Source organism: Actinoplanes sp. NPDC026619, assembly GCF_040638295.1.
GTDB lineage: Bacteria > Actinomycetota > Actinomycetes > Mycobacteriales > Micromonosporaceae > Actinoplanes.
Genome location: NZ_JBEZYA010000001.1, coordinates 990,533 through 1,005,836, shown reverse-complemented (window position 1 = coordinate 1,005,836; position 15,304 = coordinate 990,533). Strand labels below are relative to the sequence as shown.

At 69.8% G+C, this 15,304-nt stretch carries 10 protein-coding genes and 1 riboswitch; of the genes, 9 read left to right on the top strand and 1 reads right to left on the bottom strand.

The window, feature by feature from the left end; genetic code table 11:
* Window positions 1–229: 229 nt before the first annotated feature.
* Window positions 230–3,064: a M36 family metallopeptidase gene (locus AB0E90_RS04720; protein WP_360399110.1), complete on the top strand. Its 2,835-nt coding sequence runs from the start codon at window positions 230–232 to the stop codon at window positions 3,062–3,064.
* A gap of 201 nt (window positions 3,065–3,265) precedes the next feature.
* Window positions 3,266–6,064 (top strand): leucine--tRNA ligase, encoded by a 2,799-nt coding sequence (gene leuS, locus AB0E90_RS04715; protein ID WP_360399107.1) that lies wholly within the window; start codon window positions 3,266–3,268, stop codon window positions 6,062–6,064.
* 57 nt (window positions 6,065–6,121) lie between these two features.
* On the opposite strand, the gene AB0E90_RS04710 is transcribed toward leuS, so the two are convergent.
* The gene (locus tag AB0E90_RS04710; RefSeq protein ID WP_360399104.1) at window positions 6,122–6,847 is read right to left on the bottom strand and encodes an NlpC/P60 family protein; all 726 of its coding nucleotides are present in this window, start codon (window positions 6,845–6,847) and stop codon (window positions 6,122–6,124) included.
* Between the two features lie 102 nt (window positions 6,848–6,949).
* A riboswitch (cyclic di-AMP (ydaO/yuaA leader) is annotated at window positions 6,950–7,135 on the bottom strand.
* Between the two features lie 363 nt (window positions 7,136–7,498).
* Between AB0E90_RS04710 and AB0E90_RS04705 the strand changes: the two genes are divergently transcribed.
* The 7 genes from AB0E90_RS04705 to AB0E90_RS04675 all read left to right on the top strand — a co-directional run bounded on the left by AB0E90_RS04705 (window position 7,499) and on the right by AB0E90_RS04675 (window position 15,300).
* Window positions 7,499–8,719 (top strand): MurT ligase domain-containing protein, encoded by a 1,221-nt coding sequence (locus AB0E90_RS04705; RefSeq protein ID WP_360399489.1) that lies wholly within the window; start codon window positions 7,499–7,501, stop codon window positions 8,717–8,719.
* Window positions 8,709–9,422, top strand: coding sequence for a glutamine amidotransferase (locus tag AB0E90_RS04700; protein ID WP_360399101.1), 714 nt, complete (start codon window positions 8,709–8,711; stop codon window positions 9,420–9,422). The genes AB0E90_RS04705 and AB0E90_RS04700 overlap by 11 nt, the downstream gene beginning before the upstream one ends.
* A gap of 52 nt (window positions 9,423–9,474) precedes the next feature.
* On the top strand, window positions 9,475–10,191 hold the full coding sequence (locus tag AB0E90_RS04695; protein ID WP_360399098.1) for a VTT domain-containing protein: 717 nt from the start codon (window positions 9,475–9,477) through the stop codon (window positions 10,189–10,191).
* A 231-nt stretch (window positions 10,192–10,422) separates the two neighbouring features.
* Window positions 10,423–11,412, top strand: a complete 990-nt coding sequence (locus tag AB0E90_RS04690; protein WP_360399095.1) for a DUF559 domain-containing protein — start codon at window positions 10,423–10,425, stop codon at window positions 11,410–11,412.
* 1,124 nt (window positions 11,413–12,536) lie between these two features.
* Window positions 12,537–12,968 (top strand): division/cell wall cluster transcriptional repressor MraZ, encoded by a 432-nt coding sequence (mraZ, locus tag AB0E90_RS04685; protein WP_360399092.1) that lies wholly within the window; start codon window positions 12,537–12,539, stop codon window positions 12,966–12,968.
* Window positions 12,969–13,237: 269 nt separating this feature from the next.
* Window positions 13,238–14,293 (top strand): 16S rRNA (cytosine(1402)-N(4))-methyltransferase RsmH, encoded by a 1,056-nt coding sequence (gene rsmH / locus AB0E90_RS04680; protein WP_360399089.1) that lies wholly within the window; start codon window positions 13,238–13,240, stop codon window positions 14,291–14,293.
* The gene (locus AB0E90_RS04675; RefSeq protein WP_360399086.1) at window positions 14,290–15,300 is read left to right on the top strand and encodes a hypothetical protein; all 1,011 of its coding nucleotides are present in this window, start codon (window positions 14,290–14,292) and stop codon (window positions 15,298–15,300) included. The genes rsmH and AB0E90_RS04675 overlap by 4 nt, the downstream gene beginning before the upstream one ends.
* Window positions 15,301–15,304: the final 4 nt, after the last annotated feature.

The window sequence follows — 15,304 nt, the reverse complement described above, 5'->3', positions numbered from 1 at the left end:
GGAGCACGCGCCCGTCCCCACAGGTTAGCCCGATCACACCAACTCGCCGAGTGCCGCCGTCGGCGGCCATTCGACGACCGTCAACCGGACACGAATATCGGATAGGTAAAGAATCAGACATCGGTCTAGTTACATTTCCCGATCTTCAGACAGAGTCAGCCATCGACGGGCCACGCAAGTGCGGCCCGGCCGAGAGGGGCTTGACTTGAGACCGTTATCCGTACCGTCCGTGACCCGGCGGGTAGGGGCGGCGACCGCAGGCGTGTTTTTGCTGGCCGGGCTGTTGCCGGCAACCGCCCAGGCCGCACCCGATCCGGGGAAGGGGGCGGCGAAGGCGACCGATAGCAAGAAAGACCAGCGTCGCGCCGACTACGACAGCCGAGAAAGCCTCGAGGGTGCCCCAGCGGCCGCCTCCCTGGCTCGCTCGAGTGTTCCGCAGACGAACACCGCGGCGGCGAACAAGCTGCGTGACGCGCTCGGTGTGCAGGGCATCGTCGACATGAACAAGTCGACCGGGACGCCGCGCCGGGTTGCCCGCCTCGACGGGTTCCTCACCGTCGCGAGCAAGCAGAAGCCCGAGAAGATCGCCCGGGACTACCTGGCCGCGCACGCCGACGTCTTCGGTCTCGACGCGGCCACGCTGGCGAACCTCAGCCTGCGCCAGGACTACGTCGACGTCGAGGGCACCCACCACCTCAGCTTCGTGCAGACCGTGGGTGGCATCCCGGTGTTCGGCAACGGGCTCAAGGCCCACGTCACCAAGTCCGGCCAGCTGGTGCAGGTCGACGGCTCGCCGCTCAAGGCGCTGCCGGCGGCGGCCGGCGCGGCCAAGGTGACCGCGGCCGGCGCGCGGGCGGCCGCGGTCAAGGATGTCTTCGGCAAGTCCACCGCGAAGGTCGTCAAGTCTTCTCCCAGCACGGCGACCTTCTCCGACGGCGGCAACGCCAGGCTGGTCTACTTCCAGGCCGCCGGCGGTCCCCGCCTGGCCTGGCAGACGATCGCGGTCGACGAGGGCTACGTGCACGTGGTGGACGCGGCCAGCGGCGAGATCCTGTACCGGCAGAACACCACCGAGTCCGACTCCGGACTGGCCTGGACGAACTACCCGGGCGCGCCCAAGGGCGGCACCCAGAAGAAGGTCGACCTCAGCAAGTGGCTGCCGAACAACTCGCCGTGGCTCGCCGGTAACGTCGCGCACGTCTATTCCGACGTCAACGACGACAACGTCGCGAACCCCACCGAAGAGGTCAAGCCGTCCGGGAAGAAGAGCTTCGCCTACCCGTTCACCGACTTCTCGGCGACCGTGGGCGGCAACTGCTCGGCGCAGTACAAGTGCTCGTGGGACCCGAACACGCCGAACTCGTGGCAGGTCAACCGCGAGCAGAACGCGGTCCAGATGTTCAACTTCCTGGGCACCTGGCACGACCACCTGCTGGCCAAGCCGATCGGCTTCACCCGCACCGCCGGCAACTTCGAGGCGGTCGACGGCGACGCCGTGCAGGCCCAGTCGGACGACGGCGCGAACACCGCGGACGGCCTGCCCGACGGCAACCACGTCGACAACGCCAACATGAACACCCCGCCGGACGGCACTCCGCCGACCATGCAGATGTACCTGTTCCTGCCGGACGACCTGTTCATCGCCGGCAACTCCGGCGACGAGTCCGACATCGTCTACCACGAGTACACGCACGGCCTGTCCAACCGGCTCGTGGTCGACGCGAACGGCAACTCCACGCTGGGCGACGTCCAGGCCGGCTCGATGGGCGAGGCCTGGAGCGACTGGTACGCGATGGACTACCTGATCAACGAGGGCCTCGAGAAGGACACCTCGGCGATCGGCGACGTCCTGGTCGGCAAGTACGTCACGGCCGGCACCACGATCCGCAGCGAGCCGCTCGACTGCACCGTGGACGCCCCCGCGACGGTCTGCCCCGGCACGGCCCTGTCGGGCCCCGGCGGTTACACCTACGGCGACTTCGGCCGGGTCTACCCGTTCGGCCCGGAGGTGCACGCCGACGGTGAGATCTGGGCGCAGACCCTGTGGGACCTGCGCAAGGCGATCGGCAGCAAGCAGGCCGAGTCGCTGGTGACCCGGGCCATGGAGCTCTCCCCGGAGAACCCGTCCTTCCTGGACGAGCGCAACTCGATCCTGGCGGCCGACCGGGTGGTCTACAACGGCAAGCTGTCGGCGACGATCTGGAAGGTGTTCGCCAAGCGCGGCATGGGCTACTTCGCCGCCGCGCTGGACGGCAACGACGCCGCGCCGGTCGAGGACTTCTCGGTGCCGCCGGCGGCGAACACCCCGAAGGGCGCGCTCACCGGCAAGGTCAGCGACCAGGACACCGGCGGCCCCGCTGCCGGCCTGACCGTCGGCTTCGGCGGCCACGCCTCCGGCTTCGCCGGTGACCTCGAGGCCACCACGGCCGCGGACGGCACCTACACGATCTCCGGGATCATTCCGGGGACGTACGCCAAGGTCTTCGCCCGTGGCGCCGGTTACGACCAGCAGGTCGCCACGCTGTCCATCCCCTCGCACACGGTCCGCAAGGACTGGGTGGTCCGCAAGGACTGGGCGGCTTCCAGCGGTGGCGGCACGGTGGTCGACTTCAGCGGCCCGGACTACACGCCGTACGCGTGCGGCCCGGTCAAGCTGATCGACCAGTCGCAGAGCTCCGGCTGGGGCTCGGACGTCGCCGACGGCGGCCAGTGGATCATCCTGCAGCTGTCGGGCCAGGTGAACATCTCCGATCTGGTGATCAACCCGTCCGCGACCTGCGGCGACGACGAGACCGCTTCGACCGGTGGCTACCGGGTGGAGACCTCGGTCGACGGCACGACCTGGACCGCGGCGGCGTCGGGCACGTTCCCGAACGGCACCGTCACGCCCACCTCGGTCGCGCTGGCCGCGGGCACCGGCACCGGCGTGGAGTACGTCCGGTACACGATGATCACGACCCAGGGCCAGGACGCCGGGCTCTGCCCGGCCGACCAGCCGCCGGCGTACTCAGGTTGTGTCTTCCAGGACTCGACCGAGCTCGCCGTCTACGGAGGCGCTGCCTAGCAGCACGAGTGATACCGGTCGCCGTCGAGAGGCGGCGGCCGGTATCATGCACGCATGGCCCGGCCGAACCTGCTTCTTAGCCGGCCGTGCTGCCCCTGCTTTTAGAAGGCCCCGACGCCGATAGACGCGGGCACAGCACGGCGAACCCCTCCTGCGTGAGGGGTTTTTTCGTGCCCATCGACTGATTGAGATGCCGACACCATGAGCGAGTCCGAGACACCGCGGTTCCGTTACACGGCCGCGCTGGCCAACGAGATCGAGCCGCGCTGGCAGGCCTGGTGGGCCGAGCACGGGACGTTCCACGCGCCGAACCCGTCCGGTGAGCTGGCCGACCCGGCGCATCCGCGGGCCGGCGCGCCCAAGCTGCACGTGCAGGACATGTTCCCGTACCCCTCGGGCTCGGGTCTGCATGTCGGTCATCCGCTCGGGTATATCGGCACCGACAGCTACACCCGCTACAAGCGGATGGCCGGCTTCAACGTCCTGCACCCGATGGGCTTCGACGCCTTCGGCCTGCCCGCCGAGCAGTATGCCGTGCAGACCGGCACCCACCCGGCGGTGACCACGGCCGCGAACGTGGAGCGCTACAAGGGCCAGCTGACCCGCCTGGGCCTGGCCTACGACGAGCGCCGCACCTTCGCCACCACCGACCCGGACTACTACCGCTGGACCCAGTGGATCTTCCTGCAGGTCTTCAACTCCTGGTACGACGAGAAGATCCGCAAGGCCCGTCCGATCGACGAGCTGATCGCCGAGCTGGAGGCCGGCACCCGGCCGACCCCGGAGCAGCCGTGGGCGCTGATGTCTCCGCTGGAGCGCCGCAAGCTGATCGACGACCACCGCCTGGCCTACATCAGCGAGGCGCCGGTCAACTGGTGCCCGGGCCTGGGCACCGTGCTGGCCAACGAGGAGGTCACCCCGGACGGGCGCAGCGAGCGGGGCAACTACCCGGTCTTCAAGCGCAGCCTGAAGCAGTGGATGATGCGGATCACCACGTACGGCGACCGCCTGATCGAGGATCTGGACACGCTGGACTGGCCGGAGCCGGTCAAGATGATGCAGCGCAACTGGATCGGCCGTTCGCGGGGCGCGCACGTCGACTTCCCGGTGGGCGGCGAGAAGATCACCGTCTTCACCACCCGGCCCGACACCCTGTTCGGGGCGACCTACATGGTGCTGGCGCCCGAGCACGAGCTGGTCGACCAGATCGCGCCGGCCGAGTGGCCCCCGGGGACAAATCGGGCATGGGTGGGCGGTCATGAGGATCCGGCCACCGCAATTGCCGCATATCGGGCCGATGCTGCCGCCAAGACCGACGAGGAGCGCACCGAGTCGAAGGTGAAGACCGGCGTCTTCACCGGCGCCTTCGCGACCAACCCGGTCAACGGCGCGAGCATCCCGGTCTTCATCGCCGACTACGTGCTGGCCGGCTACGGCACCGGCGCGATCATGGCGGTGCCCGGCCAGGACGAGCGGGACTGGGAGTTCGCCGAGGTCTTCGAGCTGCCGATCATCCGTACGGTGAAGGCGCCTGATGATTGTGAAGGTCCTTTCACCGGTGACGGACCGGCGATCAACAGCGACTGGCTGGACGGCAAGGAGGTCGCCGAGGCCAAGGCCGCGATGATCGCCTGGCTGGAGCAGCACGGCCATGGCCGGGGCGCGACCACCTACCGGCTGCGCGACTGGCTGTTCAGCCGGCAGCGCTACTGGGGTGAGCCGTTCCCGATCGTCTACGACGAGACCGGGCTGCCGATCGCCCTGCCCGACGCGATGCTGCCGGTGGTGCTGCCGGACGTCGACGACTTCTCGCCGCGCACCTTCGACCCGGACGACGCGAACAGCGAGCCGGAGACGCCGCTGTCGCGCAAGAAGGACTGGGTCAACGTCGAGCTGGACCTGGGTGACGGTCTGAAGTCGTACACCCGGGAGACCAACACCATGCCGCAGTGGGCCGGCTCCTGCTGGTACGAGCTGCGCTACCTGGACCCGCACAACTCCGCCGAGATGGTCGGCAAGGAGAACGAGGCCTACTGGATGGGCCCGCAGCGCGACGGCGAATCCGGCGGCGTCGACCTGTACGTCGGCGGCGTCGAGCACGCCGTGCTGCATCTGCTCTACTCCCGCTTCTGGCACAAGGTGCTGTACGACCTGGGTCACGTCTCGTCGTTCGAGCCGTTCCGGCGGCTGTTCAACCAGGGCTACATCCAGGCGTACGCGTTCCGCGACGCCCGGGGCATGATCGTGCCCGCCGACGACGTGGTCGAGCGCGACGGCAAGTGGTTCCTGGGCGAGCAGGAGGTCGTCCGCGAGTACGGCAAGATGGGCAAGGGCCTGAAGAACGTCGTCACTCCCGACGAGATGTGCGACGAGTACGGCGCCGACACCTTCCGCGTCTACGAGATGGCCATGGGCCCGCTGGACGTCTCCCGCCCGTGGGACACCCGCGCGGTGGTCGGGGCGCAGCGCTTCCTGCAGCGGGTCTGGCGCCTGGTCGTCGACGAGGAGACCGGTGACGTCCGCGTCACCGGCGACGCGCTGGACCCCGGTGTGAAGAAGCACCTGCACCGCACCATCGCCGGGGTCCGCGAGGACATGGACGAGCTGCGCTTCAACACCGCGATCGCCAAGCTGATCGAGCTGACGAACGCGCTGACCCCGCTGCCGGTCGCGTCCCGCGAGGCGGTGGAGCCGCTGGTGCTGATGACCGCGCCGTTCGCGCCGCACCTGGCCGAGGAGCTGTGGCGCAAGCTGGGCCACGACGACACCCTGACCTACGCGGGCTTCCCGGTCGCCGACCCGGCGCAGCTGAAGGCCGAGTCGATCACCTACCCGGTGCAGGTCAACGGGAAGGTGCGCGGCCGGGTTTCCGTCGACCCATCCGCTGATGAAGCGGCTGTCCGGGAGGCGGCCCTGGCTGCGGTCGCCGAGGCGGTCGACGGCCGTACACCCAAGAAGGTCATCGTCGTCGCCGGCCGCATGGTGAGCGTGGTTCTGTAAGAGACGCCGAAAGGGCGCCGCGCATCATTGCGCGGCGCCCTTTTCGTTTCGGTCTACCTAGGCGGCGAGCCGGCGTACGACATAGTTGCTGCCGTAGATCTTGTGCTTGCCGACCCGGGCACCGGTGTGCGGGGAGTCGTACATGTAGCCGCCACCCGCGTAGATGCCGGCGTGGTAACCGTATGAGCCGGACCGGAAGACGATCAGGTCGCCCACCTTGACCTGGCTCTTGGCGACCGCAGTGCCGTACTTCTGCTGCGAGTTCGCCTTGTGCGGCAGCGACTTGCCGACCGCCTTCTTGTAGACGTACTTGGTGAAGCCGGAGCAGTCGAAACGGCTCGGCCCCTCAGCGGCGAACTTGTACAGCGCGCCGGTGTGCTTCTTGGCCTCGGCGAGGATCTTCGCGCCGCCGGCAGTCTTCTTCACGGTGAAGCGGTACGACGACGTGTACTTGACGTTGTAGCCGCCGTTGCCGAGGAAGACCGCGCGGTAGGTGACGCTGGCCAGCGGCTTGGCGTAGAGGTTGACGACGCCCTTGCTGTTGACCTTCGCCGCCGTCCAGGCGGTCCACTTGCCACCCCGGTTGCCCTCGAGCCGGACCCAGCCGGTCGTAACCGGCTTGCCCGTCGCGGGGTTGTAGAAGTAGGCGGTGACCCTTGTCCTCGTGCCGTACGCAACCGTGAGGCTGCTGTGCGAGGTCTTGACTGCGGGGGTGACCTTGGCGGTGGCCTGGACTGCCGTCACGACGGACGTCGTGGCGGCGCTTGCCGCGGTCGGTGCCATGAGCTGACCTGCGCAGAGGCAGAGGCCCAGGGACAGAGCGGCAGTACCGGTGCCGACGGACAGCCGTCGACGCCGGCTCGAGTTGTGCTCGTGCACGGTAAGGGTTTCCCTCCGGCACGCCTGCGAGGTTAGCTGTCGGGTTCGGGCGGGAAGGTGTGCCCGGTCGCTTTCGCGGCTTCACCCCAAGGTCGCCTCGTGTCCCACCACCGGAGCGGGTGGTGGCGAGGCGGACCAGATATGGGTCCCCCGTCCCTGCCCCCGTATGCCTGGTTGTGGTTACACAAGTGCTTGGTCGCGGGATCGGCCCGGGGCAGGGCTCGGCGTGAACCAGATTCGCCGCGAGCCGGTTCGGTGTGAACCGGCGACACCCTTGCTACCTGAAAAATCGAGTGATCGTTGCGCACGATTTCGTCACTCTCCGTGTTTGGCACGCGGACCGGTGTCCATTTTGTTATCTCCGCGAGACAAATGCCATGACGATCGGTAATTTCACAGCTACTGATCGTCCAAGGTTACGGGTGAAACAGAACACACAAAAAATGCCGGTAACCTGCCGTTTCCCGGTCAGAAACGGTTAAGCGGCCGGCGGAGCGCCAACAACTCGACGTAACCGCCGGGTCCGGTACCCTCGCTGGCGTGACGGACGGGAAGATGCCCCTGCGGGCCAAGGTCGCAACCTCGGTGTCGAAGACCGCGGCTGCGCTGTCGCGGGCCGCGGGCCGCGGCGACGGCTCGGTCATCGGCGGCTGGATCGGCCTCAAGATCGATCCTGAGCTGCTGAACCACCTGGCCGGCGGCCGGGCGATCGCGCTGGTCTCAGGCACCAACGGAAAGACCACCACGACCCGGCTGACCGCGGCCGCGCTCGAGGTGATGGGCCGGGTCGCCACCAATTCGTTCGGCGCCAACATGCCCACCGGGCACACGTCCGCGCTCGCCAAGGCCGGCAGCACGCCGTTCGCCGTCCTCGAGGTCGACGAGCACTACCTGGCCCGGGTGATCGACGCCACCGAGCCCCGCGTCGTCGCTCTGCTCAACCTCTCCCGCGACCAGCTCGACCGGGCCAAAGAGGTCGCGATGATGGCCCAGCTGTGGCGCGACGCCCTCGCCAACCACCCCGACGTGCGGGTGGTCGCCAACGCCGACGACCCGATGGTGGTCTGGGCGGCCGAGGGCAGCGGCCATGTCACCTGGTTCAGCGCCGGCCAGCGCTGGCACGACGACTCGTTCGTCTGCCCGCAGAGCGGCCACCCGATCGAGCGCTCCGGCGGTGACTGGTGGTGCGCGGGTTGCCCGCTGCGCCGCCCGCAGCCCCAGTGGCGCGTCGAGGACGAGGGTGTGGTCGACCCGCGCGGCGACTGGCACCTGGTCAAGCTTCAGTTGCCGGGCACGGTCAACCTCGGCAACGCGGCCACGGCGCTCGCGGTCGCGGCCGAGTTCGGGGTTCGCCCGATAGAGGCTCTCCCTCGGCTGGCCACGGTGTCGTCGGTCGCCGGCCGATATGCGCAGGTTGACCGGGACGGACGAAATGTCCGGCTACTTCTCGCCAAGAATCCGGCAAGCTGGCTCGAGGCGTTCGACATGGCCGAGCAGGCACCCACACTGCTCTCCGTCAACGCCCGCGACCCGGACGGCCTGGACACCAGCTGGCTGTACGACGTCGACTTCTCGCCGCTCCGCGACCGCCCGGTGCTGATCACCGGCGACCGCGCCTATGACCTGGCGGTTCGCCTCGAGGTGAACGGTGTGGCGTTCCGGCACGTTAAGACTTTCGACGAGGCGATCCAGGGAGTGCCCGCGGGCCGCCTCGAGGTGATCGCCAATTACACGGCGTTCCAGGACATCCGAGCGGAGTTGGACCGTGTCCTCTGAGAGCACACTGCGCATCGTGTGGATCTACCCCGACCTGCTCTCCACCTACGGCGACCGGGGCAACATGCTCATCCTGGCCCGCCGGGCGGCGGTGCGGGGGATCCCGGTCGAGGCGTACGAGATCCGCTCGGACCAGCCGATGCCGTCCAGCGCCGACATCTACCTGATCGGCGGCGGCGAGGACGGCCCGCAGGCCCTGGCCGCGCAGCGCCTGATCGCCGACGGCGGCGTGCACCGCGCGGTCAACCAGGGCGCCGCGGTGCTGGCCATCTGCGCCGGTTACCAATTGTTCGGTCACTCGTTCTTCGCCAAGGGCACCAAATGCCCCGGACTTGGCCTTCTCGACCTGCACTCCGACCGCGGCGAGACCCGCGCGGTCGGCGAGCTCCGCGGCGACATCGACCCCCGGCTGGGCCTGCCCCCGCTGACCGGCTTCGAGAACCACGGCGGCCGCACCCACCTGGGCCCCGGCGTCTCCCCGCTGGCCCGGGTCACCGCCGGCATCGGCAACGACAGCCAGACCGAGGGCGCCTGGCACGGCAAGATCCTCGGCACCTATTCGCACGGCCCCGCGCTCGCTCGCAACCCAGCTATAGCCGATCTGCTACTGCGTTGGGCGACAGGCGCGGATAGCCTTGCACCCGTTGACGACACCTGGCCCGACCGGTTGCGAAGCGAAAGACTCGCCGCCGCGGGCGCCTGACCAGCACGAATCCAGATCATGAGCCGACGATGAGTTGGGGCGGTAAGCCTGCATGACTGACACCTTGATCGCACCCCCGGCCCCGGTCGAGGCGCTGCCCGCGCCGCAACCGATGGGCTGGAAGCGCCGAATGATCCGCGTCGGAACCCTGGCCGCAGTGGTCGGCGCTCTCGCCGCCGCCGCTGCCCTGCTTCCGCTGCGCGACATCGGCAACGCGATCCTGGACATGGGTCACGCCGCCCCGGTGGCGATCGCCGTGGTCGGCGGCCTGCTCCTCTCGGTCCTGGTGCCGCGTACCGCCATCACCCTCGCCTGCGGCGCCCTGCTCGGCGCGGCCACCGGCGCGATGACCGCCCTGGCCGCCGCGGTGATCGCCGCAACCGCGACGTACTACGCGGGCCGCTGGGCCGGCCGCGGCGCCCTGAACGCCCGCGCCGGCGGCCGCCTGGCCCGCCTGGACGTCTGGCTGAACCGCCGCGGCCTCTCCGCGGTGTTGCTGGTCCGCTTCCTCCCACTGGCCCCGTTCGGCCTGATCGGCTACGCCTACGGCACCACGAGCGTCTGCCGCAAGCGCTACCTCCTGGGCACCACGCTGGCCTCGATCCCGTCCGCGGTGAGCTACGCCGTGATCGGCGCCGCCGTCGCCAACCCGCACGGCATCAACCCGCTGACCCTGGCCCCCGCCGCCATCGGCTTCGCCCTGACGACCACGATCGTCTGGCGCTGGAAGCGCTCCGCCCGCCGCGAAGCCGCCCTGAACCCCGCCTGACCACAGCTCTCCCGAAGGCCCACCGCTGAGCGGTGGGCCTTCACCCATATATAAGAGGTACGCAAGGCCTCTCCCACACCCGCAGCGAGGCCCGCCCCCACCTGCTCATGCCCTGGGTCTTCGCCATCGTGTCCGCTTCCGCGTCGCCGCTCCGGACCGACCCACTCGCGCGTCGCCGGGGTTATCCACAGGCCCGCAGCGCCGGCCGGCCGGATGGGCGAAAGTCTCCGGATGCGATCCATCCCCGCCCCGCACGCCGACGGGCTCGAGTGGGCGATCTTCGACCAGGCGGCCGTGCTGACCACTGCCCAGGCCGGGCGATACCTCAAGCCGGGAACCGTGCGGGGCCATCTCGGCCAGCGCCGGTGGCGACGAATCTGCCGAGGTGTGCTGCTCGCCGAGAACGGCAGGCTGACACGTGATCAGCAATTGTGGGTGGCGGTGCTCGCGGCCGGGCCGGACGCGCGGCTGGCCGGCTCGGCCGCGGCGACGGAGGGTGGCGTCCACGGCCTCCCGGCCGAGCCGATCGACGTGCTCGTGCCCGCGGAACGGAAGCGGAGTGTCGTGCTGCCGCGGTTGCCGCCCGACATGGCCGAGGTTCGCGTGCATCGGACCGCCCTCCTGCCCGAGCACCACCGGCGGACCGGGCGACCGCCGCGCACGACCGTCGCGCGAGCGGTGATCGACGCCGCCGCGTGGGCCCGCGGTGACCACGAGGCGCGTGACCTGATCGCGCGGGCGCACCAGCAGGGCCGGGTCACCGCCGAGGAACTGCGGGCGGTGCTCGACCTCTTCCCGAGGATTCGGCGGCACAGGCTGATCGGCACGGCAATCGCCGACGCCGCCGGGGGTGCCGCCGCCCTGTCGGAGATCGACTTGATCGCGCTGTGCCGCAAGCACCGGATTCCGGCGCCCGAGCTGCAGACGCGTCGGACCGACGCTTCGGGCCGTACCCGCTTCGTCGACGCGCATTGGCCGGATGCGCGCCTGCTGGTCGAGGTCGACGGCAGCCACCACATGCAGGTCGTCCACTGGGAGGCCGACATGCTGCGCCAGAACGAGATCTGGATCAGCGGCGACCGAATCCTGCGCTTCCCAGCCACCTTGGTCCGCTCCTCCCCCCTGGCAGTGGCCGCCCAGATCCGAGCCGCCCTACAAGCAGCCCCCACCACCAGCAAGGTCCCCCCAAACCCGCCAACCCTCCCGACCTTGGGCAGTTAGCGCGCGGCTCGGGCACCAGGTTTCCAAGATCGCGGGTGGGCCGCGGGCCTGGGGCCAATCCTCCCGATCTTGGGGAGTTAGCGCGCGGCTCGGGCACCAGGTTTCCAAGATCGCGGGTGGGCCGCGGGGTGGAGGGCCGGCCCTCCCGATCTTGGGGAGTTAGGGCGCGGCTCGGGCACCAGGTTTCCAAGATCGCGGGTTGGCCGCGGGTCCGGGGGCCAATCCTCCCGATCTTGGGGAGTTAGCGCGCGGCTCGGGCGCCAGGTTTCCAAGATCGCGGGTGGGCCGCGGGGTGGAGGGCCGGCCCTCCCGATCTTGGGGAGTTAGGGCGCGGCTCGGGCGCCAGGTTTCCAAGATCGCGGGTGGGCCGCGGGGTGGAGGGCCAATCCTCCCGATCTTGGGGAGTTAGCGCGCGGCTCGGGCACCAGGTTTCCAAGATCGCGGGTTGGCCACGGGTCGGAGGGCCTGCCCTCCGATCTTGGTGACTTGGTGCACGTGCCGGACGGTAACTCCCCAAGATCGCGTGGGTTGAGGGCGCGGTGCGGTGCGGCGGTGCGGCGGTGCGGCGGTGCGGCGGTGCGGCGGTGCGGCGGTGCGGCGGTGCGGTGCGGCGGTGCGGTCTGGCGGTGCGGTGCGGTGCGGGGCGGCGGGACGGTGTGGCGGGGGTGGCGTGGGCGCGGTGGAGGCGTGGGGTGCGGTGGAGGCGTGGGGTGGGGGGTGAGTGGGTCCAGGGGCCCACGGTGCGGGGAGCGGGGCCTCGTGGTGCGGGGCTCTCCACGTCGCTCCACTGGGGGGCTCCACTTTCCTCCCCTGGCGGGCTTGACACGGTGCGGCTAACGGAGAAATGGGACATTTTGCGGTGGTATGTGGTGGGTCGGTTGTGCATTGTCGGCTACCGGACGTGGTTGATCATGGGGATGTCCTCCACTCGGGGGACACCCGTATGACCAGGCATTTTGGGCTTGACGATCAATCAACGACGTGCTCAATCGGCTTGCGGGTGGAGGGAAGTGGAGTAGAGTGGAGCGCAGTGGCAGGGCCGAAGGGGAGCTGGAACCGAGGAGCCTGCCGGCCCGAGTTGACAAGCGGACCGCGAACCGCTGGGGGCAGGGGGTGGACGGCCGATGTTCCTCGGCACGCATACCCCACGCCTCGATGACAAGGGGCGGCTGATTCTTCCGGCCAAGTTCCGAGATGAGCTGGCTGGGGGTGTCGTGATCACCAAGGGGCAAGAGCGCTGCTTGTACGTGTTCCCGATGCCGGAGTTCCAGAGCATCGCGGGCCAGCTTCGTCAGGCGCCGGTGACCAACAAGGCCGCCCGGGCTTACAGCCGGGTGTTCTTCGCCAGCGCGCATGACGAGGTGCCGGACAAGCAAGGGCGGGTGACCATCCCGGCACACCTGCGGGAGTACGCGGCGCTGAACCGCGATCTCGTGGTGATCGGGGCGAGCACCCGGGTGGAGATCTGGGACAAGCAGTCCTGGGACGACTACCTCGCGGCGAGCGAAGACGAGTTCGCCGACATCGAGGAGGGGGTGCTGCCCGGCGGACTGTGAGGCGTGGCACCCGGCCGGGCCTGCGAACAGTCCCGGACGTCACCGCCGCCGTACTGCGAGATCTCCAGCCGCTCCGGCTCCTGGCACCTCTTCCCCGGTGCCAGGCGCCCGCCAGGCAAAGCGTGCCCGCTGGCAACGGGTCGCGGAAACCCGGCACGAGCGGATGGGGATCTGGCGGTACGGACGCGGTGCGGACGACGTGCGGGACGACGTCCGGACGGGCCGGTGCGACGACTTGGGGTACGGCCGGGGTGCGAGGGGGGTCGACAATGGGGGAGCCGCGTGGCACGCACGTGCCGGTGCTGCTCGAGCGCTGCCTCGAGCTGCTCGCCCCGGCCCTCGACATGCCCGGCGCCGTGCACGTGGACTTCACTCTCGGGCTGGGCGGGCACGCGGAGGCGGTTCTCGACCGGCACCCGGATGTGGTCCTCATCGGACTCGACCGGGACACCGAGGCGCTCGCGCATTCCCGGCAGCGCCTGGCCCGGTTCCGCGCCCGCACCCACCTGGTGCACGCGGTCTACGACGAGCTCCCGCAGGTGCTCGCCGACCTCGGTTACGAGCAGTTCCACAGTGGCCTGTTCGACCTCGGTGTCTCCTCGCTGCAACTGGACGAGGCGGACCGCGGTTTTGCGTACGCGCAGGACGCGCCGCTGGACATGCGGATGGACCAGACGAAGGGGACGACCGCCGAGGAGGTCGTCAACTCCTACGAGCCGGGCGAGCTGGTCCGGATCCTCCGGCAGTACGGCGAGGAGAAGTTCGCCACCCGGGTCGTCTCGACGATCGTGCGGGAGCGGGCGAAGGCGCGGATCACCTCCACGAGCCGGCTGGCCGAGCTGGTCAAGGAGTCGATCCCGGCCGCCGCACGACGAACGGGTGGAAATCCCGCGAAAAGAACGTTTCAAGCACTACGCATTGAGGTAAATGGCGAACTCGCCACGCTGGCGTCGGCCGTCCCGGCCGCTTTGGACGCACTTGCGCCCGAAGGCCGACTTGTGGTGATGAGCTACCAATCTCTGGAGGACCGGATCGTCAAGCGTGCCCTCACCGCGAGGACACGCAGCACGGGACCGATCGACCTGCCGGTCGAGCTGCCCGGGACCGGTCCGACCTTGCGGCTGCTGACAAAGGGGTCGGAGCCGCCGACGGACGAGGAAGTCGAGGCCAATCCGCGAGCGGCCTCGGTGAAGCTGCGCGCGGTCGAGCGGATCGGCCAGAACACGGCAACGGGCGCCGACCGCGAACGGTCCCGGTTGTCAACGCACGGGGGACGAGGGCGGTTACGCCCGGGGGAACGCAACGAGGGGGAGGGGAAAGCATGAGCGAGCGCACTGCGCCGCGGCCGGGGGGCCGGGTCACGGATCATGCGGACGCCCAGGGAAGTGACGCCCGGGGGGCGCGTCACTTCGCCGGTGCGAAGGACGAGCGGTCCGACACGCGCCGGTCAGGGACCGCCGTCGGCAAGCGCGGCCGCAAGGCCGAGGGGGCAACAACCGATCAGGGTGTACGCGGCGGAAACCCCGGACTGGTTCGCGGCACGGGCCGTCGCCCGGAGCCGGCGATCCTGACGCGCCGCGAGGAGGCTCTCGCGGAGAAGGCGGCTCGTGGCCGCAAGCCGGGGCCGGCCGCGGGCCCGCGCCGCCCGGTCACGGACGCTCCGGTGGACGGCACCGCGGCGCTGCGCGTCGAGGAACTGCCGGTCGAGCCGGCCCGGGCCACCGGCGAGGTCAGCTCGCCGCCTCGGCTGCGGGTCGCGCCGCCGATGCCGATCAGCGCCCCGCGGGCGCCGTTCGTGGCCTCGGTGATCGGCCTGGTGGTCGTCGGCGTGATCGGCATCCTGCTGATCAACACCAAGACCAACGAGAACTCGTTCCGGATCGCCGACCTGCAGAAGCAGGGCGCGGTCCTGGACAGCCAGCAGCAGGACCTGCAGAACCAGCTGATCGACGCGTCCAGCGTCGGCAACCTGGACGCGGCGGCCCGGCGACTCGGCCTGGTCAAGGCCGACAACCTGGCCAAGCTGCGGCTGCCCGACGGCAAGATCATCGGCGTTCTGACGCCGGTCAACGGCCGGCCGGCGGTCACCGCGCAGGATGCTAAGACGGCCGGCGCGACGGACGCCGGTGCGGGCGAGGTCGCCCCGGTGAACGGGGCTACGACCGGGACCGGCCAGGCGAACGGCGCGGTCAACGGCCAGACGACGGACGGCACCGCCAACGGCACGGCGAACGGGCAGACGACGGACGACACGGCGAACGGGCAGACGGGCGGCACGGCGAACGGGGCGACGGTGGGCAACGGCCAGACGACGAGCGGCACGGGGCAGTAAGCCA

Bases quoted from the DNA above. Each gene is read 5' to 3' on its own strand.
- leuS (WP_360399107.1), top strand. From the start codon at position 3,266: ATGAGCGAGTCCGAGACACCGCGGTTCCGTTACACGGCCGCGCTGGCC.
- AB0E90_RS04710 (WP_360399104.1), bottom strand. From the start codon at position 6,847: ATGGCACCGACCGCGGCAAGCGCCGCCACGACGTCCGTCGTGACGGCA.
- AB0E90_RS04705 (WP_360399489.1), top strand. From the start codon at position 7,499: ATGCCCCTGCGGGCCAAGGTCGCAACCTCGGTGTCGAAGACCGCGGCT.
- AB0E90_RS04695 (WP_360399098.1), top strand. From the start codon at position 9,475: ATGACTGACACCTTGATCGCACCCCCGGCCCCGGTCGAGGCGCTGCCC.
- AB0E90_RS04690 (WP_360399095.1), top strand. From the start codon at position 10,423: ATGCGATCCATCCCCGCCCCGCACGCCGACGGGCTCGAGTGGGCGATC.
- mraZ (WP_360399092.1), top strand. From the start codon at position 12,537: ATGTTCCTCGGCACGCATACCCCACGCCTCGATGACAAGGGGCGGCTG.
- rsmH (WP_360399089.1), top strand. From the start codon at position 13,238: ATGGGGGAGCCGCGTGGCACGCACGTGCCGGTGCTGCTCGAGCGCTGC.
- AB0E90_RS04675 (WP_360399086.1), top strand. From the start codon at position 14,290: ATGAGCGAGCGCACTGCGCCGCGGCCGGGGGGCCGGGTCACGGATCAT.